Origin of the sequence: Piscinibacterium candidicorallinum (assembly GCF_047549485.1) — a bacterium.
In the GTDB taxonomy this organism is placed as follows: Bacteria; Pseudomonadota; Gammaproteobacteria; order Burkholderiales; family Burkholderiaceae_C; genus Piscinibacterium; species Piscinibacterium candidicorallinum.
Map to the genome: position 1 here is coordinate 1,780,533 of NZ_CP180191.1, position 22,173 is coordinate 1,802,705.

Genomic DNA, 22,173 nt, shown 5'->3' on the forward strand with positions numbered 1-22,173 from the left:
GCGCGGCATGCTCCATCCCGGTGCGTTGCAATCGGTTGCGGTGCATCGCTCATCGTCGGGACAAGGGGAAGTTCGCCTCGCAGTCACGGACGCTGAACGATGACATCCCGGCCCCTAGAAGCACAGTGCGGCGCGTTGGGCAATTCGAGTCGGGATACACGTATGCAAATCTGGAATTCATGGGGCCTGGCGAGTCGGCTGTACCTGGCCGTCGCTGCGATCACCCTGGCGCTTGTGGGTTGCGCCGCCTACACCGCTTCACGCCTGCAGGAGATTGACACGCGGGCTGCGCGTACCGAGGCGCTGCGTGTCCCGCAGCTGCAGCGCATGGCGGCGCTCGAACTCAACGTCACACGGGTGTCCTTGCAGGTTCGCCACACCATGCTGTCGCGCACGCCCGAGGAACGTGCCGCCACGCTGGCCGACATTGCACGGCTCAAGGGCGTCATTGATGGCCTGATGGCTGAGTTCGAAAAGAATGTGTCCACCGAGGGCGGCCGTAAGCGCATCGAGGCGCTCAAGCCGGCACTGGCCAATTTCTGGGCCGTGGGCGGTGAAAACCTCGCCAAGATCAATGAGGGCTCCACCGCGGACGCGGTGGCCTTTCTCGTGGAGCGCACCATCCCTGCACGTCAGGCGCTGCTGGTCCAGGTGGCTGATACGGTGAAGTACCAGGAAGACATGCTGCGAGCTGACATCGCGGCCATCCGCGCTGATGCTGCCTCCACGAGAAACGTGTTCATGGGGCTGGTCGTATCCATCAGCCTGGGGCTGATCGTGCTGGCCGGCTACATCGGCTTTGCGCTGCGCGCCCGTGTGCGTGAGCTTCGCGAGACAGCCGAGCGCGTGCGTGACGGCGACCTGACGCAGACCGTGCAGGACACCCGTCGAGACGAATTCACGCCACTGATCGGCGCCATGGGCGACATGCAGGCAGCCCTGGCAGCCATCGTGGCCGAGGTTCGCGCCAACGCCGAGCGCGTTGCTGAAGCGACCACGCAGATCGCCCGCGGCAATCAGGACCTCACGCAGCGCACAGAGGAGCAGTCCGGTTCGCTGCAGGTGACCGCTGCAACCATGGAGCAGCTAGGCACGACCGTGCGCCAGAACGCCGACAACGCCCTGCAGGCCAACCAGCTTGCGCAGCGCGCTTCGGACATCGCCACACAGGGCGGCGACGCGGTTGACCGTGTGGTCGGGACCATGCGTGACATCAACGAGAGCTCACGCAGGATTGTCGACATCATCGGCACCATCGACGGTATCGCGTTCCAGACCAACATCCTCGCGCTGAACGCCAGCGTCGAGGCGGCCCGAGCCGGCGAGCAGGGCCGCGGCTTTGCCGTGGTGGCCGACGAGGTGCGCAACCTCGCCCAGCGCAGTGCGCAAGCCGCTCGCGAGATCAAGGATCTGATCGGTAACAGCGTGGCCCGCGTGGAGCAGGGCACGGCACTGGTGGATCAGGCCGGCCAGACCATGCAGGAGGTGGTCAGCTCGATCCGCCGCGTCAGCGACATCGTCGGCCAGATCAGCTCGGCCTCGGTGGAGCAGAGCGCAGGGGTCCAGCAGGTGGGCCAGACCGTGGCGCAGATGGACCACGTGACACAGCAGAATGCAGCGCTGGTGGAGCAAAGCGCCACCGCCGCGGAGAACCTGCGATCCCAGGCAGGCAACTTGGTGCAGGCCGTCAGTGTGTTCCGCCTCGCCGGTGCAGGCGCACGACAGGCGGCGTGATTGAGCCGGCCTGTCCCTTCAGCGCGCCAAGGCGCGGGCATCGCGCGGCTCGGCGCACCCGATCGCCGCGGTGCACTGTGCGGCCCCACGCGTTCGCGGCACGTCCAGTGTGTTCGGGTAAACACTTAGTCATTCAAATTCGTTGAACGAGTCGCAGAGGGCTGTTTCCGCTTGTGCCAAGCGGATCTTCAGGTGTTACGGGTATCCGGCAGTGCCACTCAGCGTCAACTCGAACAAATAATTCGCTACTTGCCGGTAATGATGTGCCGGTCAGTCCGATGTCCGCCTGCCCCTCAGTGGCACATACAGGCGCGGCATCTCCTACAGACTCACAAGGAGCGAAGCGTGACCTCTCCCAAGATCCAGAACCGCCGTGACTTCCTGCGCGTCGGCGGCGCCGTGGCGACGGCGGTGGCCTCTACCGGCCTGGCCGTGCCGATGGCCCTGGCCCAGACAGCGCCTGCACCGGCCCCCGCGCCTGCGCCGGCCCCAGCCCCGGCACCCAATTTCGGCACGCCCAATCTGCCCGCACCGGGTTTTCGCCGCATGAAGCTCGGCAGCGCCGAGATCATCGCCCTGAACTGCGGCGTCGCCCGCCGTCCGCTGGCCGAAGGCTTTGTGCGCAACGCGCCCCTGGCCGACGTGCGGGCGGCACTCAAGGCTGCGAACCTGCCCACCGAGTTCGTGGACATCGGTTTCACCGCCTTCCTGGTCGTGGACGGCAAGCGGCGCATCCTGATGGACACCGGCAACGGCCAGTTCGGCGCCCCCACCACCGGCCGCATGCTCGCCAACCTCGAGGCCGCCGGCTTCAAGGCTGATGACATCGACACCGTCGTCATCACCCACTTCCACGGCGACCACATCAACGGCCTGCGCAATCGCGACGGCTCGCTCGCCTTCCCCAAGGCCAAGGTCTGGGTGCCCGAGATGGAATGGGCCCACTGGATGGACGACGCCAAGATGAACGCCGTGCCCGAGGCCCAGCGCGGCGGCTTCAACAACAGCCGCCGCGTGTTCAACAACTATCCGGCAGCCCAGCTGGAGCGCTTCAAGCCCGGCCACGACTTCGGCGCCGGTGTGAAGGCCATCGAAGCCTACGGCCACACCCCCGGCCACACCCTGTTCGAGGTCACCAATGGCAAGGAGAAGTTCCTCTACGTGGGCGACCTCTCGAACGTGCCCGTGCTGTTCGTGCGCAACCCGGATTGGGCCGTCCAGTTCGACATGGACGCCGAAGCCGCCCGCGCCACCCGCCGCAAGGTGCTGGAGCGCGCCGCAGCCGACAAGGTCATGGTCGGCGGCTACCACTTCCCGTTCCCGGCGTTTGGGCGGATCGAGAAGATGGGCAACGGGTTCGACTTCAAGGTGGTGTGACGCGGGGTAAACGCCAAGGCCTCAGCACGCCGGCTCACCTCGCCGGCGTGCAATAGTCCGGTCTTCATCATGTGAGCTGGACCCGGCTTTGACCGACCGATCTCTTGTTGCCAGTACGGGTGCAGCTGATGCACCCACGTCCTCAGTCGGGCGCATACGGCTAGGCGTGCAGGCTTTTCTTGCTGATGCGCTGCTCATGGCGGCACTGCTTGCGCCGATCGGCCTGCCGATGGCGTTCGGTCTCGTCGCCCTAGGCTATCCGCTGCTGTATTGGTGTCTGGGTGCTGCTGCGCTGGCCTTCTTTGCGTGGGTGGTACGCCCCAAGCTGGAGTTTGATGGCGAGGTCCTTGCCCGGGATGACGCACCTGCGCTGTTCAGTCTCATCGACGATGTTCGGGCCAAGCTGGACGTGCCGGGTCGCTTGGAGGTCCGTCTCAACGACGAGTTCAACGCCAGCGCAGGGGAGTCGCGGGGTTGGTTCGGACTAATCGGCACAAAACGCGTACTCACACTCGGCATCCCGCTTCTGGCCGCGCTGGACGCAGACGACTTGCGTGCGGTTCTTGCCCACGAGTTCGGCCACTTTTCTCGACGCCACGGCAGGCTGGGCCACTGGATCTATCGGGCGCGCTCGGGTTGGCGGCAGTTTGCTGCCTTGCAGAGCGAAGCAGACTCGATCCTGGATCGTGCCGCAGCCTGGTATGCGGCGCAGTTTCTTCCGGCTTTCGAGCGGGCAAGCTTCGCGCACTGTCGCTGGTGTGAGTTCGAGGCCGATGCCGATGCAGCGTCTGTCGTCGGTGCAGCGTCATTCGCACAGGCGCTGCGGCGTGTCGCCGTGCTCGGTTCGGTGTGGACTGAACATATTCCGGACCTGTTGAAGAACCGGCGCGCCGCCGAGCCGCTCCCACCGGCGGACCTGCTCGATCAATTCGACGCGCAACTCAGATCCTGGTCGGGCGAGCGGCTGGACGAGCTGTTGATCGAGGTCGCGTCCCATCCGCCTGACGAATCTGACACGCACCCAAGCACCGCGGCCCGGCTGGCGGCGCTCAATCAGCCAGTTGGCACCTGCGTGTTGCCTGAAGGCAATGCGGCGCAGTTGTTGGGCGGCGCGTGGACCGCGAAAGCCGCGGCGTTCAACGCTCGCTGGTACGCCGCGGAGCTCGCAAACTGGCGCAATGAGCACGCGCGCTTCGCCTGGGCAGATGCACTTTCAGCGGGTGCGCCGATCGACGAGCAGCTCATTGCTGCCCGCGCGATCTACGGCCTCGACCCACAGCGCGGCCTTACCCGGATCGATGAACTTGCGCAGCAGGTTCCGCAGCATGCCGAACTACGCTACCTGCAGGCGCGCACCCTTCTGGATGCCGCAGACCGAGAAGGACTCGTCTTGCTGGAGGCTCTGGCGCGCGAGGCCGTTGCCTGGCGCGTCCCTGCATTCGTGCGCGGGCTGCGCTTCCTTGACCAGCATGGGAGTGCGGCAGATCGAACGCGATGGAGCGATTGGCTGCGGCAGGCGAGCAAGGCGGAGGCAGAGGCCCTGGAGCATGCTCGCGGCCGGATTTTGGCTGGTGAGGGGCGCCCCTCGGGCTTTGCGCCGCAGGTGCGGCGTCAGCTTCGTGACGGCTTGAGTGACGTGCCTGGGCTGGACGCAGCCTGGCTGGTGAGCGTTGACGTGGAGTTGGTGCTGGGCGCGTCGCGCGCGGATCGGCGCTTGTGCGTTCATGCCCTCGTCGTTTCGGCCCAGCCGGAGGCGATCGCCGCTGCCCGTCTCAACGATGATGAGTTGGAAGCCCGGTTTGCCACTGCGCTCGCGGCTTGGCTTCCGATGTCTCACGCAGCCATCGGAATGCTGCACTTCAGCACTGAAGCGGCGGTTCATGTACGCCAGCGCAAGGAGCTGGAGCTCTAGGCGCATCATCAGGACGGCCCGCGAGGGCGGTGAGAAGGGCCGTAAAATCCGCTTTTACGCGCCAACCCGCCCGCCATGACGCCCTCCCAAGCGCAATCCCCCGCGCAGTCTGTCCAGTCTCCCGCCTCGTCTACCACCCTCGCACTGCCTGGCCCCCAGGCGCTGTCTGACTTTCGTCGTGCCCGGCTGCTGGCCAGCCTGCGTGAGGTGTCGGAGGCCATCACCGATGTGGAGGGATGGTTTGTCCACTACGTGTGGCTGACCGAGGCGCCTACCGAGGCGGTGCGCAACACCCTCAACGGCCTGTTGCACTACGGCGTGCCCATGGCGGCGGATGCAGCAACCGGCGAGCACCTCGTGGTGGTGCCGCGCCTTGGCACGGTGAGCCCCTGGGCCAGCAAGGCCACGGACATTGCCCACAACTGCGGACTGGCCAGCGTCAAGCGCCTGGAGCGTGGCGTGGCCTACCGCCTGACGCTCAAGCGCACGCTGATGGGCCTGGGTAGCGAAGCCAAGTTGAGTGCCGAACAGCTGCAGGCCGTGGCTGCGCTGCTGCATGACCGCATGACCGAAACCGTGATGCCCGCCGGATTCGATGCCGCGGTGGTGTTTGCCCAGCGCGAAGGCAAGCCGCTGGCCACCGTGGATGTGCTGGGGCAGGGCCGCGCCGCGCTGGTGGCGGCCAACAGCGCGCTAGGTCTGGCGCTGTCGGAGGATGAGATTGACTACCTCGTTCGCGCCTTCACCGAGGAACTGAAGCGCAACCCCACGGACGTGGAGCTGATGATGTTCGCGCAGGCCAACAGCGAACATTGCCGCCACAAGATCTTCAACGCGGACTGGACCGTGGACGGCGTGGCGCAGCCGCTGTCCCTGTTCAAGATGATTCGCAATACCCACGCCGTGAGCCCGCAGGGCACGGTAGTGGCCTACTCGGACAACGCCTCCGTGATGGAAGGTGCCGAGGTCGAGCGCTTCGTGCCCGTCTCGCCCAACCCGGAGCTGGCCTTTGGCACGGTGTGGACGCCGCGCCGCGAGCTGACCCACACGCTGATGAAGGTGGAGACGCACAACCACCCCACGGCCATCTCGCCCTTTGCCGGCGCCTCCACCGGCGCGGGCGGTGAGATCCGCGATGAAGGTGCCACCGGCCGCGGCTCCAAGCCCAAGATCGGCCTGACCGGTTTCTCGGTCAGTCACCTGCACCTGCCGAACCTGGCCGAGCCCTGGGAAGACGATCAGGACGTGACCGCGCCCTACGGCGTGGATGGCCGGGAGCGCGAGGCGATGGGCAAGGCGGCCGACTACGGCCAGCCTGAACGCATTGCGAGTGCGCTGCAGATCATGATCGACGGCCCGCTGGGTGGCGCCGCCTTCAACAACGAGTTCGGTCGGCCGAACCTGAACGGCTACTTCCGCGTGTTCGAGCAGAACGTCGCCGGCACGCGCTACGGCTATCACAAGCCCATCATGATCGCCGGCGGCCTGGGCAACATTCCGGCGGCCAACGTGGGCAAGCATGCGCTGCCCGAAGGCGCACTGATCATCCAGCTGGGCGGCCCGGGTTTCCGGATCGGCATGGGCGGCGGTGCGGCATCGAGCATGGGTGTGGGCAGCAATACGGCCGAGCTGGATTTCGACAGCGTGCAGCGCGGCAATCCGGAAATCGAGCGCCGGGCCCAAGAGGTCATTGACCGCTGCTGGTCCATGCAGGCCAAGAACCCCATCCTCTCGATCCATGACGTGGGCGCGGGTGGTCTGTCAAATGCGACGCCGGAGATCGTGAACGACGCCGGCCGTGGCGCGAGCCTGCTGCTCAAGAACATTCCGGTCGAGGAGAGCGGTCTGTCTCCGGCGGAGATGTGGTGCAACGAGAGCCAGGAGCGCTATGTCCTGGCGATCGGCCCCGAGAGCCTGGAACTCTTCGACTTTGTCTGCCAGCGCGAGCGCTGCCCCTATGCCGTGCTCGGCCAGGTGACTGAAGTGCGCCAGCTCACCGTGGCGGCGGATTCCGGCATGGCGCCCGTGGACATGCCGCTGCAGGTGCTGCTGGGCAAGCCGCCCAAGATGCACCGCAACGTCCAGCGCGCGTTGCCCACCCTGCCGGCGATCGACTGCGCCCAGCCCTGGAAGCTGGAGGACCTGACCAAAGCGGTGCTGCGTCATCCCACGGTCGCCAACAAGAGCTTTCTGATCACGATCGGCGACCGCATGGTGGGCGGCCTGACGCACCGCGACCAGATGGTCGGCCCCTGGCAGGTGCCGGTGGCGGACTGCGCGATCAGCCTGATGGACTACAGCGGCTACCGGGGCGAGGCGATGGCCATGGGCGAACGTACGCCGCTAGCCGTCTTCGACCCCAAGGCCGCCGCTCGCATGGCGGTGGGCGAGGCGATCACAAACATCGCCTCTGCGCCGATCGAACGCATCGAGCACCTGAAGCTTTCCGCCAACTGGATGGCCGCCTGCGGCGAGGCGGGGCAGGACGCGGCCCTGTTCGATGCCGTGCACGCCGTGGGCATGGAGCTGTGCCCGGCGCTGGGCATCAGCATCCCGGTGGGCAAGGACAGCCTGTCCATGAAGACCACATGGACCGATGATGACCAGGCCAAGAAAGTGCAGGCCCCGGTCTCGCTGATCATCAGCGCCTTCGCACCCGTGCCCGATGTGCGCATGAGCCTGACGCCGCAGCTGCGTACGGATGCAGGCGAGACCGCGCTGCTGTTCATCGACCTCGGCTTCGGCAAGCAGCGCATGGGCGCGAGCATCTTTGCGCAGGTCACGCAGCAGATCGGCAATGACGCGCCCGACGTGGACGACGCCGACCGCCTGCTCGCCTTCTTTGCGAGCATCCAGACGCTCAATGCAGAGGGCGCCATCCTGGCCTACCACGACAAGAGCGACGGCGGCCTGTTTGCCACCGTGGCCGAGATGGCTTTTGCCGGCCGCTGCGGCGTGTATCTGAACATCGATCTGCTGACGATCGATCCGCATGCCAAGGACTGGGGCGACTTCAAGATCCGCCCCGAGCAGGTCATGGTCCAGCGCAACGAGCTGACCTTCAAGGCCCTGTTCAACGAAGAACTCGGTGCCGTCATCCAGATTCGCAAGGACGACCTGACGCCGGTGATGGACGTGCTGCGCGCCGCCGGCCTCGGTGCGCATTCGCACCTGATCGGCAAGCCCATGCAGGGCGGCAAGATCGAGGTCTATCGCGACGCCAAGTGCATCCTGTCTGTCTCGCGCAGCGAGCTGCAGCAGGAATGGAGCCGCGTCAGCTTCGAGATACAGAAGGGCCGCGACAACCCGGCCGGCGCCGACAGCGAATTCGCGCTGATCGCCGATGAGACGCACCGCGGTCTCTACGCTGAGCTGAGCTTCGATCCGGCCGAGGACATTGCAGCCCCCTTCATCGGCAAGGGCGCCAAGCCGAAGGTGGCCGTGCTGCGCGAGCAGGGCTGCAACAGTCAGGTGGAAATGGCCTACACCTTCCACAAGGCGGGCTTCGAGGCCATCGATGTGCACATGAGCGACCTGATTGCCGGCCGCGCGAAGCTGGCCGACTTCCAGGCGCTGGTGGCCGTGGGCGGCTTCAGCTACGGCGACGTACTGGGCGCAGGCGAAGGCTGGGCCAAGACGATCCTGTTCAACGCGCAGCTCACCGAGCAATTTGCGGAATTCTTCCGCCGCCCCGACACGCTTAGCCTGGGCGTCTGCAACGGCTGCCAGATGATGGCCAACCTCAAGCCGCTCATCCCGGGTGCCGACGCCTGGCCCAAGTTCACCCGCAACACGAGCGAGCAGTACGAGGCCCGCACGGTGATGATGGGCGTGGAAGCCAGCCCTTCCAAGTTCTTCGAGAGCATGGCAGGGACCCGTGCGCCGATCGTCGTCTGCCATGGCGAGGGCTACGCGGACTACAGCCAGACCGGCAACATGGCTGCCACGCTGGTTGCAGCCCGCTTTGTGGACGGCACCGGTCAGGGCACCGAGGTCTACCCGCTCAACCCGAACGGCGCGCCCGCCGGCATCACCGCCGTGACGAGCACGGACGGCCGCGCCACGATCATGATGCCGCACCCTGAGCGCATCTTCCGTACCGTGCTGCACTCCTGGGCACCGCAAGGGTGGGGCGAAGACGGGCCCTGGATGCGCATGTGGCGCAATGCGCGCAATGCGCTGGGGTGATTCGCTCCTGAGACCCACCAAATGAAACGGGCCGCAACTGCGGCCCGTTTTTCTCAGCACCGGACATGAAGCCCGGGTTGGAAGGCGGCTTACTTTTCGAGGTGTTCAGCCAGGAACTTGAGCATGCGCTCGTAGAGTTCCTTGTTGTTCTCGACGCGGCCGAAGCCATGGCCTTCATTGTCCGCAATCATCACATCCTTTGGCGGGTTGCCGGCACGCGTGAGCGCGTCGATCATCAAGCGCGTCTGTTCAAGCGGCGTACGGATATCGTCGCGACCGGCATAGATGAACACCGGCTGCTTGATCTGATCGGCCCAGAAGTTGGGCGAGATCTGTCGCACGATCGGGTCATCCAGGTTGGGCACGCCCAGCACACGGCGCCAGTACTCGACACCTGCATCGTTGCCGGCGGTGTCGCCGAAGCGCGAGGTGAGCTGACGCTTCATGTCCACGACCATCAGGCCGGCCACCCCACACTTGAAGAGATCAGGCGACTTTTGCAGGGCCCGCATCACGGCATAGCCGCCGTAGCTGGCGCCGGAGATGCACATGCGCTTCGGGTCAGCGAAGCCCTGAGCGATGGCCCAGCGTGCGGCGTCTTCGTGGTCTTCGGACATCTGGCGGCCATAGGCGCCGAAGCCCTTGTAGTAGATGTCGTTACCCAGGCCCGGTGTGACGCGGAAGTTCGGGATCACGACGGCGTAGCCGCGCGAAGCGAGGATCTGGCCTTCCATGATGCCGAAGCTGAATTGGCCCCAGAGGTCAGCACGTGCAAACGGACCACCGTGGATGTGAAGCACCGTGGGGACCTTGGTGCCCGGCACGTAGTCACGCGGCAGGATGTAGTACGAGGGGATTTCCAGACCGTCGCGGGTCTTGAGCAGGAAGGGGCGCACTTCAGCCAGCTTGTCGGCGTTCAGCCAGGGGCGGCCGGCACCAATCTCCTCAAGCGTCTTCTTTTCTTCGTGCATGAGATACCAGCGCGGTGAGCTGCGGTCCGACACGGCCGTTACGAGGAACTGCTTGCCGTCCGGCGTGCGACGGAAGGTGTTGACCGTGTTGGGCAATGCGCCGTCGATCATGCGCTGGAAGCGCTGGTAGGTTTCGTCGATCCACACCGTCTGCGGCTTGTCGGCAGCAACGGCGTAGCCAATGATCTTGCCGGTACCCGGTTCCGTGATGACACCGGGAACGATCTGGCCCTGAGCGTCTGCACCCATATCAAAGCGCGGATGCTGGGCCGCGACCTCGATCATCTTCTTGGCTTCCGGGTCATAGCGGAACACGGCCATATTCTGGCGCTCGCCGTTGTAGGCGACCTGCAGGATCTTGTCGTCTGACTCGAAGGCCAGCGGCTTGAAGACCGGACCCTTTGTCGGGTCATAACGGGCGATTTCCTGCCAGGGCGAGTCCGCATCCTTGCGATAGTGGACCGTAGTGATCAGTTCATCACGGCGAACCATTTCAACCACGCGGGGCACCAGCTTGCTGTCGAGCACCCAGCGTGTGGCGATGCCCGGCGGGCGACCCTGGGTGATCAGCGTAGAACGACCCGTGCGCACGTCCACGCGATATACGTCGGTCGATTCGGCCGAGGTCAGGTTGCCGGTGGCCAGAAACTCCGTGTCGCTGCCCGGAATGGACCGAAAGTAGGACAGGCCGCGGTACACAAACTGGTTCTGCGCACGCACTTCGCGGATGGTGGGCGAGATGCGGCGCTGGTACTTGCCGTCTCGACTCACCGCGAACAGGCCGCCGCCGTCAAACTGCCCCGGGCCGGTGGGAGAGTTCTGTTGGCCCAGCGAGAACACAAGGTGATCTTCACCGACCCAGTTGATGCCGATGACGTCAAAGTCGGACAGCGAGCTGAGCAGCGAGCCCTGGCGCGTCTGAAGGTCCATCACTACCAGATTCATGCGGCCACGGGAGGGGGCCGTGGAGGCGAAGTAGCGCCCGGACCGCGACATGATGGGCTGCGTGAGCGCTGGCTGGCGGACGAAGTCCTCGACGCTGACCAGACTGGCCTTCGTCCCCTGAACTTCCACTCTGGTGAGGTTGTTTGGCGCAGCGCCTTGCCCGGTTTGGGCCAGCGCGGCACCTGCGGCGGCGAACAAGCACGCCGCAGTGAACTGTTTGAACATCGGCTTCTCCTGGTCAGATCCCGGGCGTGCGTTCCGGGATAAGGGACGCACGCTGCCTGAGAGCGGCCGCAGAATACCGTAGGGCAGTGCCGCCGGCGCTCACAGTGCACGAATGGACCGTTCTGTGGGTCAGGTGGCGGGTAGACGCGGATCAGCTGTGGCGTTCAGGCTCAAGCGGCCGCGAGTGTGTCCACTGTGCATATCCTCGCAAAGCGCCCGGCCAGCACCAGTTCTGTACGTTCCTTGATCTCTGCCGAGCTGAACAGGCGTCCGTTGGCGTGGCGCATTGGGAAGGTGAGGGTGGCTTCAGTAACGTAGTCCACCTGAAATCCGCGGTCAGACGCGTCGCGCGTGGTGGTCTCGCAGCATTGTTCGGTGCGGATGCCGCTGATCACGATGCGGCCGATGCGGCGCTGCAGCAGCCACGCGGCCAGCGGCGTGCCGGCAAACGCAGAGTGCGCGTGCTTATGAATCGTCAGTGCGGCATCGAATGCGCGCAGGCCGTCGATTGGCCGCACGAGGCCACTTTCCAGGCTGAATGGTCCGGTGTCTTCAACATGCAACACGCGCACGACGGGTTTGCCTTGCTTTGCAAATGCGTCAATCAGTCGGTTCTGTGCGTCCAGCCAGCCCGGAACGTCCGTGTCCTGCCAATAGGGCCGCGCTGGAAATGAGGCCTGGGCGTCGATCACCAGGAGTGCTGCGGACATTTGAGAGTCAATTTCGGCCATTTATACTGCTCCAATGAATTATCTGAGGAAGTCCATTGGACAAGCGGAAAGTGCCGTTGAACAGATTCAATTCGGATCAAATTCGGTCATTTTCGGTTGCATTGTGGCTCACGCTGCGTACCAAGCGAAGGGAGCGTGGGCAATCAGGGCACGGCACGGGTGACTGCTCGACTTGACTGTGTCAGCGAAAGAAACTTGAGGCCAGTTGCACATAACTCTCCCCAGGTTTGAGGATCTACGGGCTTCGTGCAACGACGAAGTCGCTCATAGGATGCGTGTAACAAAACGTTCCAGCTGTGGGGGTCAGGAATGTCCAGTTCACTCAATCGTCGCGAAGTGCTCGTCTTCGGCGCCCTGAGCGCTATCGGGTTCGTAACCAGCACTTCCGTTTCCGCGCAAACGCGCAAGCCTGCGGCCGCTGCGCCGCGCAACACGCCGGGAACCAACATCGACCGCGCGGGCCGCAGCCAGACCGACGGTAACCGCATGGCGCGCAGCTATGCGCAGGTTCTGCTGGGTGTGGAGCCTGATGTCGGCCTGCGGGCGATCACCGAATCCACCCGGAATGTGGACGCCTCATTCCAGACGATTGAGCTGGCCGTCCCGGCTACCGGACCGCTTCGGCAGTCGCTCAAGCTCGCGGCCGACGACTGGGCCGAGGTCAAGCGCCACTTCCTGCGCCAGCCCACGCGCGGTGGCCTGTATGCCATGTACGTGGCGTCCGAGCGATTTTCCGAAAGTGCCGCCGGCCTGACCCGTGCGCTGACAGAATCCTCGCGCCAGCCGGCGGCGGCGCTCACCAGCACGGCTGCGATGCAGCGCACCCGCGTCATGCAAATTGCACGCGGCTACCTGCTGCAGCAAGCTGGTGTGGACGTGGGGCAGGGCGTGCGCATCGCACGGACGAGCTTCGACGCCGCCCATACCTCGCTGGAGAAAGCCGCGGAGACCACGCCGGCGATCCGTGCGCAGCTCGACGCAGTGAAGATCCAGTTCGGCTACCTGGCTACGGCGGTGGATCAGCGCAACGTGGATGCCGCCAAGTTCTCCGTAGCCGCGGTCAGCGCCAGCGAGCGCATCGTGGAACTGATGGACGATGTGGTGCGCGGCTACGCCGTGCAAGTTACGGCGTAGGCGTCTATTGAACAAAGCAAAGGGCAGCCACGGGCTGCCCTTTTTGCTTTGGCGCTGCCGTGCTGAACGCTCAGACGTTGCCGATGAAATCACCCTTGCCCAGCGGAACGCCGTTGCTGCGCAGGATGGCGTACGCGGTGGTGAGGTGGAAGTAGAAGTTGGGCATGACGATGTAGCTCACGTAGGTGGGTGCATCGAACTGCTTGTCCTGGCCGCCGATCTTGATGCTGATCGTTCGGGACTCCGGCCCGTCCAGCTGCTCGGGCTTGAAGCTCTGCACGTAGTCGATCGTCTTGGCGATGCGGGCCTTCAGGTCGGCCAGACTCGCCTCGTTGTCTTCCCACTTGGGCACCTCCACGCTCGCCAGACGCGACATGGCGCCCTTGGCAAAGTCGCAGGCGATCTGCACCTGGCGGGTGAAGCTCAGCATGTCGGCAATCAGACGCAGCTGCAGATAGTTGCTACTGTCAAACTTCATTGAGTCTGCGTGGTGCTGCGCCTTGTCCAGGATGCTGGACAGGTTCGTGAGCTGGCGAACAAAGGTCGGCGCGGTCTGGGCGTAGAGCGTAGGCATGAGGAGGGTCCTTGCAATTCTGGTTGGAGCGGGAGGCGGCCGCCTCCGGGCGCAGCAAGTGTAGGCAACGCGCCCACCCACCGGCGGATCGGGGGCAAGCAATGCCCCTGAACTCTGCCCGGCATCTGCCAACACACCCGCTGTTCATGTCGCTTTCCCTGCCAGTGATGCGCGGGAACCGGCGATCCGCCCCGCGTTCACGCTCGCCGGAGAGGCCGCCCATACACTGCGCCCATGCAGTCACCCACACAAGAACTCGATCGGCCTTCACCTGCGACGCAAGCCCCAGCGCCCGGTCGGACGGCGGTACCCGGATCAGACGGCGGGGCGAGCGCCGCGCCGCTGCCGGAAGTCGATACCAGCGGCATGAACTGGCTCCAGCGCAAGTATTTCGCTTGGGCGCTCCCCAAGTACTGCATGTTCAGCCCGGAGCAGCGCGCCGACTTAATGGCGTTCGACCTTTGGCTGTACTCGCGTCGCTCTCTCGGAGCGCTGTTCGGCCTGGTGGCCTCGATGGCCGGCATCGCGCTGGGCCTGATCTTCAACGGTGTGCATCCCGTATTGGCGGTGTTGTCCAGTCTGGTGCTCTGGACAGTGCTGATCGTCACTGTCATGACGGCCTGGTTTGCGCCGGATGGGCTGTCCGATACCGGTCCCAAGGCTTGGAGCCCGATGCCATCACGCGTCCGTCGGCCAGCATGGGATCGGGCGCTGCGCTTCATTTTGAGCGGCTATCTCGGCGGCATTGCGGGCTACACGCTTGCCAAGACATTGCGGGACGACGATTGGTCGATCAGTTCGATGATCGTGCTTGCTCGGGATGCGGTGATCCAGACCATTCCGGTGGCCATCGCCGGCATTGCGACCGTGGTGGGTGTGGCACTGCTTGTGAGCTGGATCCGCCGGCGTCAGTTGCAGCAACGCCTGCAGGGCCAGTTGCGGGAGGCCGAGCTTGCCGCGCAGCGCGACGCCGCTGCACGCGCCGCGGCCGAGGCACGCCTGAAGGTGCTGCAGGCGCAGATCCAGCCGCACTTTCTGTTCAATACGTTGGCTGCACTGCAACACTGGGTCGACGCGGGGGACAAGCGAGCCGGGCCCTTGCTGCGCGAACTGACGCAGTTTTTGCGCGCCAGCACGCAACTGCTCGGCCGCGAAGACGTGAGCCTCGTCGAGGAAGCGACCTTGGCGCAGCGCTACCTGACCATCATGCAGGCGCGCATGGGTAATCGACTGCAGTTCGAGGTCAATGTCGATGAGTGTTCAGGCGCCGTGCGGATCCCACCGGGCATTCTGCTGACTCTTGTGGAAAACGCTGTGGAGCATGGGATTACCGGCGCGTTGAGCGGCGGCTCGGTTGTGGTGTCGTCTGCACAGCAGGGAGGTGCAACGGTGGTCGAGGTCAGCAACACTGGTATGCCGCTGCCTGCTCAGGTGCACGACGGAACCGGACTTGCGAACACCAGGGAGCGCCTAGAGCGGCGGTTTGGCGGGACAGCATCGTTCTGGCTGGGATCCGCTGAGGACGGACGAACCATTGCACGCATCTGCCTTCAAGGAGCCTCGCAGTGAGCATCTGGCGGTTCTTGGCGCTGTTCTTCTTTGGAACGTATCGCAACTTCACCCGCGAAGAGCTCGCGCGGGCGTCCGCCGAGCCGATGCCTCGCGTCTGGCTCATCTACATGGTTGCGTATTCGATCTTCGTGTTCGGGCTTGACTACATCGGGACAAAACTGACTGGACCGGCATTCGTGATCCGCCTGGCGAGCGATCTGGTCATCGCGAGCGCGGTGATCTGGGTGGTCCATCGCGTGTGGCGCAAGCCCGTGATCCTGACGGGGGCCACCAATCTCGGGATCATCTTCGTGTTGATCTTCATCGTTGCGCTTGGCATGGGATTCCTGTTCTCGATGGCCGGGTTGCCACCGGCAAAGACGCTCACGGAGTCCGAAGCGAACCGGATGATGACCTCATGGACGATGGTTCTGTCCTTGATGCTGGTGTTCAGCATTGCGCGCACCGTGATGGTGGAAGGCCGCTTGCGTGAGCTGGCCGAAACCGACAAGCGTCTCGAAATGCAGCGCCAGATGCTTGCCGCGCAGATCCAGCCGCACTTTCTGTTCAACAGTCTGGCCAGCCTGCAGCAATGGGTCAACACCAAGGACGACCGTGCCGCTCCGCTGCTCGAAAGCCTGACGGCTTACCTGCGTGCCACCTTGCCCATGTTCCAGAAGAGCAGCATTGCCATGGGCGAGGAAGCCGCAGCGGTGCGCAGCTACCTCGAGGTGATGCGTGCCCGCCTGGGCGAGCGCCTGCAGTTCGAGCTGTCTGTGCCGCAGGCGCTGGAGTCCGTCTTGCTTCCACCCGGCATTCTCCTCACCTTGACCGAGAACGCGGTGGAGCACGGCATCACCCCGGCGCTGCGCGGTGGCTGCATCAGCCTGTCGGCTCACGTTGCTGGCGACCGGATCCTGATCGAGTTGGCCGACACGGGCGTTGGCCTGCCGCCGGGCGGTGTGCCAGGCGTTACGTCGGATGCACAACCGGCAGGCAAGCAGGGCGGCAAGGGTGGCGTCGGGCTGGCCAACTCGCGTCTGCGTCTGGCTCAGGCTTACGGCGATGCGGCGCAGCTGGAAATTCTCGACAACCCGGCCGGGCAAGGATGCCTTGCGCGCTTGAGCCTGCCCGCAGGCCCGGCGTTCTCAGCCCCCGCAGCGCCTGCCCTGAACACACCCGTGCCGGCGGTATAGACCTGAGCTGCCCGGCACTGCACACTCGCACGCTTTCTGCTCTTCACTCCACTTTTTCCATCCCACGTTTGACCGCGAAGATGACCACCCTGCTGATTGCCGACGACGAAGAAGCTCCCCGCGAAGCGCTGGCCACTGCCATCGCCCGCCTCTGGCCCGAGGCGCAGATCGTCGCCAAGGCAGAAAACGGCGTGGACGCCTGGGACAGCTACCTCGAGCACGAACCCGCCGTGTGCTTCCTGGATATCCGCATGCCTGGCCTGACCGGTATCGATGTGGCGCGGCGCATCGCCGCCACGGAGCACAAGGCGCAGGTGGTGTTCGTCACGGCCTTCGACGATCACGCGCTGGCCGCCTTTGAGGCCGGGGCGGTGGACTACGTCATGAAACCTGTCGACGATGCCCGCCTGTCTCAAGCGATTGCCCGGGTGAAGAGCCGTATGGTCGCGCCGCCTGCCGATCTGCAGAAGCTGCTCGGGCAGCTGATGACCTCGGGCAGCCTCGATGCGCTCGGTGGACGCCGTCCGGCCCCACCCAAGTTCATTCAGGCCAGTGTCGGCAAGGAGGTCCGGATGATCGCCCCGGAAGATGTGATCTTCTTCGAGGCGGATAGCCGCTACACGCGCGTGGTCTACGGCGGCACCCAACCCGGCGAGGCGCTGATCCGCACGCCGCTCAAGGAGCTGCTGGCAGCGCTGGACTCCGATCGCTTCTGGCAGATCCATCGAAGCGTGATCGTGAACTGCCACAGCATCGCCAGTGCCGTTCGCGTGGACGAAAACACCATGCACATCACGCTCAAGAGCCGTAGCGAGAAGCTGCCGGTTTCCCGCCAGTTTCAGGGGCTATTCAAGGGCCAGTGAGTCCACCCACCACCGGCTTGCCGACTGTGGACGCAGGAGACAGACGTCCATTTCATGCGGTTCTTCAGACCAAAATGGCCGGAAAGCCGCACCAGACAAGCGTAACGGCGCTCCGGTGGTGATCGGTGCCGCGCTTTGCGCACTGCGCACCGCGTTTCGTCACTTCTGCTTGGCGGCGTGCTGGTATGCGGTGCGCTGAGCGGTTAGGGTTGCGTGCATGCAATTTGCCGCCGTGATCCCCAATCTGCGCATCGTTCGTGGTCCGTTTCGCGGCCTATCGTTCTATCAGCTTCTTGCAGCGCTTGCGCTTGGCGTGCTGATGGTGCTGATCATCCGCGTTTTCTTCGTGTTCAACACATCCACGGCCGTCCTGCTGATGCGGTCAACCAGCACCGCCGTCGTCGTGCTGCTTGCATTTACTCTGGCCAGCAACGTCCAGATCCCGCGCCTGCCGCGTCACGCGGCGCGCTTCCTCGCGATTGCAGTGGCCTCGCCATTGGCCTTGCTTGGCGCGTACGCGCTGACGATTCCAGGCGGCTTTGAAGACCTGTGTTGTGACAACTGGGGCGTCATCAGCGGCTGGATCCGCATGACCGGCGTGGCGGTTGGCATCAGCCTGGTGGCCACCTTGATCTACATCTACCTCGAGCGGGACAGAGAAGCGCGCGATGAAGCCTTGCGCTTTGCTCTGGAGCGCCGGACGCTGGAGAAGGATGCGTTGAACGCGCGGTTGAAGGTGCTGCAGGCGCAGGTCGAGCCGCACTTCCTGTTCAACACCCTGGCCAACGTGCAGCAGCTTGTGGAAATGCGTTCCGAGCGTGCAGCGCCGCTGTTACGCACACTGATCCAGTACCTCAAGCTCACCGTGCGTGAGAGTCGCGATGACATGAGTACGCTGGGTCGCGAAATGGAGCTGGTCCAGCACTACCTAGACATCATGAGGATGCGCATGCCGGACCGATTGCGCTTCGCCATTGATCTGCCCCCCGAACTGGCAGCGACGCCGATTCCGCCTCTTGCAGTGCTGACCCTGGTGGAAAACGCGGTACGGCACGGCCTTGACCCCAGCGAGGAAGGTGGTGAGATTCAACTGTGCACACGTGCCGAGGCGCGTGGCATCCATGTTCAGGTGAGCGACACCGGGCGGGGGCTGCAGCCGTCGCCATCCGCTCCCGGATCCTCAGGCAGCGGAACGGGCCTCGCGACACTGCGCGAGCGGCTGGAGGGCCATTTCGGCAGCGCCGCGCGGCTTGAGCTGAGCGAGAACAGTCCTCAAGGTGTGATTGCCAGCATCTGGCTTCCTGCCGCGCTCGGGCAGACGGCATGACCCCCACCGCGCTCATCGCCGATGACGAGCCCCTGTTGCGCGAGCGACTTGTCCAGCTGCTCGCGGAGGCCTGGCCTGAACTGGAGATCGTCGCCATGGCACGCAACGGGCGCGAGGCACTCGCTGCTCTGAACGAGAGCCGTCCACGTATCGCCTTTCTCGACATCCGCATGCCGGGCATGACTGGTCTGGAGGTGGCTCAGCAGTGCGCCGGCCGCAACGTGCATATCGTGTTCGCCACAGCCTTCGAGGAGTACGCCGTCAAGGCCTTTGAAGCGGGCGCAGTCGACTATCTGGTCAAGCCCTTCGATCGTGAGCGCATCGTGCAGACCGTGCATCGCCTGCGCGAGCGCGTACAGGCGCCTGCGCCGGACTTGAGCGCGTGGTTGGCCGAGTTCGCACGGCAGGTGAATCCAAGCGGCAGCTATCTTCAGTGGATTCGTGCGTCCGTCGGTACCCAGGTACGTCTTGTGCCGGTTCAGGAGGTGCAGTTCTTTCAGGCGGACGACAAGTACACGAGGGTTGTGCTGCCGCACTCCGAGCTGCTGATCCGCAAGAGCATCAAGGAGCTGCTGGATGAACTCGATCCGAGGCAGTTCGTGCAGATCCATCGTGCGAGTCTGGTCAATCTGCAGTGCATCGACCATGTACAGCGCACGTCCAGCGACTACTGGGAACTGAAGCTTCGAGGGCGCGACGACGTGCTGCGCATCAGCCGCAGTTACCTGCATGTCTTCAAGCACATGTGACGCGGAGTAGCGGCAGGCCCCATACCCGGATTCTGAAGGAGAAGCCCCCCATGCATCGCAACTTTCGACGCCTCTGCATCGCCCTGTGGTGCGCATTGCTGCTGCCGCTGGGTACTGCCGTAAAAGCCGGTGAGGTACGGATCGTCAGCAATCCCGGGCTACAAGCTGAGGACGGTGCATCAGACAGCATCAGCGGCTGGCGCGTTGACGGCAAGGGCGCCGTCGTGGCGTCGGATGCTGCGGTCCGGCGCTCGGAGCGTGCAACAGCACGCATCGAGTTCCAGAACGGCAACCCCTATGCCGGCGTGGCGCAGCGCCTCGTCAACCTCGACGCGGTTCGCGGGCGCACGCTGGTGGTGACCGGCTGGATCATGCGCGAGACGGATGATCCCGAAGCCGGCGTGTGGATCAGGGCATTCGGCGCAGACGGCAAGTCGCTCGCCTATGCGAATACCTACGCACTGTCCAAGGGCCCACCCAAGCAATGGAGGCAGCACGAGCTCGAGTTCACCGTGCCGCTTGAGGCTGCGGGCGTCATTCTGGGCGCGGCCCTGTACGGACAGAGCGGTCGGATCTGGGTTGCGGAGCTGGATGCACGCGTGCGCGACTAGAACGCCTCTTCGAGCATGAGGCGATAGTCCTCGGCTGAGGCAAGGCGCGGGTTCGTTGCATGGCAGTGGTCACGCAGGGCGTTGGAGATCACGCCATCGAAGTCGCTGCGCTCCACGCCGATTGCATCCAGCCCGGCGGGCATGCAAAGCGCCGCATTCAGATCGGCAAAGGCCTGCGGCACCGCCGCGGCCGACGGCGCACCGATCTCGCGGGCCAGCCGGTCCATCTTGGAGCCCACGGCCGGCGCGTTGAAGCGCAGCACGGTGGGCAGTAGCAGGGCATTGAGCGTACCGTGGTGCAGATGGCGGCCTGGCAGGCCGCCCAGCGCGTGCGAGAGCGAATGCACGCAGCCCAGTCCCTTCTGGAAGGCCATGGCGCCCTGCATGCTGGCGCTCATCATCTGCCGGCGCGCTTCACGATCGCTGCCGTCCTTGAAGGCACGCTCGATGTGCGCCAGGCCTCGCGCCAAGCCGTCAAGCGCAATGCCTTCGGCCGGCGGGTTGAAGGCCGGTGCGAGATAGGTCTCCACACAGTGGGCGATGGCGTCCATGCCGGTGGCGGCCGTCAGCCCGGCTGGCAGGCCGAGCGTGAGTTCCGGGTCCAGGATGGCCAGTCGGGGAACGAGGTGCCAGCTGTGAAAACCCAGCTTGCGACCGTCGGCGACGATCAGGATGCTGCCGCGTGCGACCTCGCTGCCCGTACCGGCTGTGGTCGGAATGGCGAACAGCGGCGCAGCCCGTGCGGTGATCTTCGAGCTGCCACCTTCGATGGTCGCGTAATCCACCAGCCGCCCCGGGTGCGTGGCCATGATGGCCACACCCTTGGCGCAATCGATGCTCGATCCACCGCCGAAGGCGATCAACCCGTCGCAGGCTTGCTGCCGGTAGAGCGCCGTGGCCGCCATCACCGCAGCTTCGGTGGGGTTGCCAGGTGTCTGGTCGAACACGGCGTGGGGCAGGGCGCCCAGCGTGGCGATCAACCGATCCAGCAGGCCCGCTGCGCGAAGGCCTGCATCCGTCACGACGAACGGCTTGGTGACGCCTGCGGCAACCAGCTCGCCGGGCAGCAGCGACAGGCTGCCAAAGTCAAACTGCACGCGGGTGATGTAGCGGATCTCGGGCATGGGGTCTCCGTGGTCAGCTGGGAGGGTGCCCAAATGAACAAGGGCACCCGGAGGTGCCCTTGATTGTGCTGCGAGCGCTGTGGCCGGTGAACCCGTCGCGGCGCGTGGCCAGCAACCCGCCTTACTCGACCTTGGCCTTCTTGGTCAGGTCTTCCTGGAAGGCGCGCAGCTTCTGCTGCTGAACCATCTCGGTGAGCTGCGGGCGCACTTGATCCAGCGGCGGGAACTGGGCCTGACGGGTGTCATCGAGCCGGATCACATGCCAGCCGAACTGCGTCTTAACGGGAGTCTTCGTGGTTTCGCCCTTCTTGAGGGCCTTCATCGCCTTGCTGAACTCGGGCACATAGGCATCGGCCGGGGCCCAATCCAGATCGCCGCCATTGGCTGCGGAGCCCGGATCCTTGCTTTGCTTCGCTAGGGCTTCAAATTTCTGGCCCTTGGCGAGGTCGGCGATGATTTTTTTGGCCTGCTCTTCCTTTTCGACCAGGATGTGGCGGGCGCGGTACTCGGTGCCACTGGCCTGCTTCTTCTGCTCGTCGTAGGCGGCCTGAATTTCCGCGTCGGTCGGCGGGTTGGACTTCACCACGTCTTGCACGAGCGCGCGAATCAGCAGCTGCTGGCGCATGGTTTCCATCTGCAGCTTGAAGTCCGGCGTATCGGTCAGGCCACGGCGTTCGGCTTCCTGGGACAGGATCTCGCGGTTCACCAGTTCCTGACGAACCATGCTGCGCAGCTCAGGAGTGTCCTTCTGACCTTGCGACGTGACCTGCTTCATCATCGCGTCGACGCGCGAGGAGGGGATGGGCTTGCCGTTGACAATGGCCGCGTTTTGGGCAAAAGCGGCAAAGCTGAAACCAGCGACCAGAGCCGCGGCGAACACTTTCTTCATGGAGTCCCTCGTGAAATGTTGATCGGCGTGAACCACACAGCGCCGGATCAGGCGTCCGATCTGGGCCGCCTT

The 22,173-nt window shown here is 64.7% G+C and carries 16 protein-coding genes; 11 read left to right on the plus strand and 5 right to left on the minus strand.

The genetic code is table 11. From position 1 onward, the window contains the following. The first annotated feature begins 162 nt into the window (after nucleotides 1–162). The 4 genes from ACMDW7_RS08045 to purL all read left to right on the plus strand — a co-directional run bounded on the left by ACMDW7_RS08045 (nucleotide 163) and on the right by purL (nucleotide 9,211). Nucleotides 163–1,734 (plus strand): methyl-accepting chemotaxis protein, encoded by a 1,572-nt coding sequence (locus ACMDW7_RS08045; RefSeq protein WP_377301699.1) that lies wholly within the window; start codon nucleotides 163–165, stop codon nucleotides 1,732–1,734. Nucleotides 1,735–2,079: 345 nt separating this feature from the next. Further along, complete coding sequence (locus tag ACMDW7_RS08050) at nucleotides 2,080–3,111, plus strand: MBL fold metallo-hydrolase (RefSeq protein WP_377301697.1); 1,032 nt, start codon at nucleotides 2,080–2,082, stop codon at nucleotides 3,109–3,111. A 196-nt stretch (nucleotides 3,112–3,307) separates the two neighbouring features. Then, a complete protein-coding gene (locus ACMDW7_RS08055; RefSeq protein ID WP_414859637.1) occupies nucleotides 3,308–5,023 on the plus strand; it encodes a M48 family metalloprotease in 1,716 nt (571 codons plus the stop codon). A 75-nt stretch (nucleotides 5,024–5,098) separates the two neighbouring features. Continuing rightward, a complete protein-coding gene (gene purL / locus ACMDW7_RS08060; RefSeq protein ID WP_377301693.1) occupies nucleotides 5,099–9,211 on the plus strand; it encodes a phosphoribosylformylglycinamidine synthase in 4,113 nt (1,370 codons plus the stop codon). A gap of 89 nt (nucleotides 9,212–9,300) precedes the next feature. Here the strand turns inward: purL and ACMDW7_RS08065 are convergent, their stop codons facing one another. After that, nucleotides 9,301–11,352 (minus strand): alpha/beta hydrolase family protein, encoded by a 2,052-nt coding sequence (locus tag ACMDW7_RS08065; protein ID WP_377301691.1) that lies wholly within the window; start codon nucleotides 11,350–11,352, stop codon nucleotides 9,301–9,303. 170 nt (nucleotides 11,353–11,522) lie between these two features. Further along, nucleotides 11,523–12,062, minus strand: a complete 540-nt coding sequence (locus ACMDW7_RS08070) for a cysteine hydrolase family protein (RefSeq protein ID WP_377301689.1) — start codon at nucleotides 12,060–12,062, stop codon at nucleotides 11,523–11,525. A gap of 330 nt (nucleotides 12,063–12,392) precedes the next feature. On the opposite strand from ACMDW7_RS08070, the gene ACMDW7_RS08075 reads away from it, so the two are divergent. After that, complete coding sequence (locus tag ACMDW7_RS08075) at nucleotides 12,393–13,217, plus strand: hypothetical protein (RefSeq protein WP_377301687.1); 825 nt, start codon at nucleotides 12,393–12,395, stop codon at nucleotides 13,215–13,217. A gap of 70 nt (nucleotides 13,218–13,287) precedes the next feature. Here ACMDW7_RS08075 and ACMDW7_RS08080 read toward each other — a convergent pair whose 3' ends face one another. After that, nucleotides 13,288–13,791, minus strand: coding sequence for a DUF1993 family protein (locus ACMDW7_RS08080; RefSeq protein ID WP_377301685.1), 504 nt, complete (start codon nucleotides 13,789–13,791; stop codon nucleotides 13,288–13,290). Nucleotides 13,792–14,025: 234 nt separating this feature from the next. Here ACMDW7_RS08080 and ACMDW7_RS08085 point away from each other — a divergent pair, with 234 nt between their 5' ends. From ACMDW7_RS08085 to ACMDW7_RS08110, 6 genes are all read left to right on the plus strand, one after another. Continuing rightward, entirely contained in the window at nucleotides 14,026–15,360 is a 1,335-nt protein-coding gene (locus tag ACMDW7_RS08085) for a sensor histidine kinase (RefSeq protein ID WP_377301683.1), read from the plus strand. Next, on the plus strand, nucleotides 15,357–16,538 hold the full coding sequence (locus tag ACMDW7_RS08090) for a sensor histidine kinase (RefSeq protein ID WP_377301681.1): 1,182 nt from the start codon (nucleotides 15,357–15,359) through the stop codon (nucleotides 16,536–16,538). The genes ACMDW7_RS08085 and ACMDW7_RS08090 overlap by 4 nt, the downstream gene beginning before the upstream one ends. A gap of 80 nt (nucleotides 16,539–16,618) precedes the next feature. Next, the gene (locus ACMDW7_RS08095) at nucleotides 16,619–17,401 is read left to right on the plus strand and encodes a LytR/AlgR family response regulator transcription factor (RefSeq protein WP_377301679.1); all 783 of its coding nucleotides are present in this window, start codon (nucleotides 16,619–16,621) and stop codon (nucleotides 17,399–17,401) included. Between the two features lie 217 nt (nucleotides 17,402–17,618). Continuing rightward, the gene (locus ACMDW7_RS08100) at nucleotides 17,619–18,728 is read left to right on the plus strand and encodes a sensor histidine kinase (RefSeq protein WP_377301677.1); all 1,110 of its coding nucleotides are present in this window, start codon (nucleotides 17,619–17,621) and stop codon (nucleotides 18,726–18,728) included. After that, nucleotides 18,725–19,477: a LytR/AlgR family response regulator transcription factor gene (locus ACMDW7_RS08105; protein ID WP_377301675.1), complete on the plus strand. Its 753-nt coding sequence runs from the start codon at nucleotides 18,725–18,727 to the stop codon at nucleotides 19,475–19,477. The genes ACMDW7_RS08100 and ACMDW7_RS08105 overlap by 4 nt, the downstream gene beginning before the upstream one ends. A 50-nt stretch (nucleotides 19,478–19,527) precedes the next feature. Beyond that, complete coding sequence (locus tag ACMDW7_RS08110) at nucleotides 19,528–20,088, plus strand: hypothetical protein (RefSeq protein WP_377301673.1); 561 nt, start codon at nucleotides 19,528–19,530, stop codon at nucleotides 20,086–20,088. Here the strand turns inward: ACMDW7_RS08110 and ACMDW7_RS08115 are convergent. Both ACMDW7_RS08115 and ACMDW7_RS08120 read right to left on the minus strand, forming a co-directional pair. Then, nucleotides 20,085–21,212 (minus strand): iron-containing alcohol dehydrogenase, encoded by a 1,128-nt coding sequence (locus ACMDW7_RS08115; RefSeq protein WP_377301672.1) that lies wholly within the window; start codon nucleotides 21,210–21,212, stop codon nucleotides 20,085–20,087. The genes ACMDW7_RS08110 and ACMDW7_RS08115 overlap by 4 nt on opposite strands. A gap of 121 nt (nucleotides 21,213–21,333) precedes the next feature. Then, on the minus strand, nucleotides 21,334–22,101 hold the full coding sequence (locus ACMDW7_RS08120; protein ID WP_377302551.1) for a peptidyl-prolyl cis-trans isomerase: 768 nt from the start codon (nucleotides 22,099–22,101) through the stop codon (nucleotides 21,334–21,336). Nucleotides 22,102–22,173 lie beyond the last annotated feature (72 nt).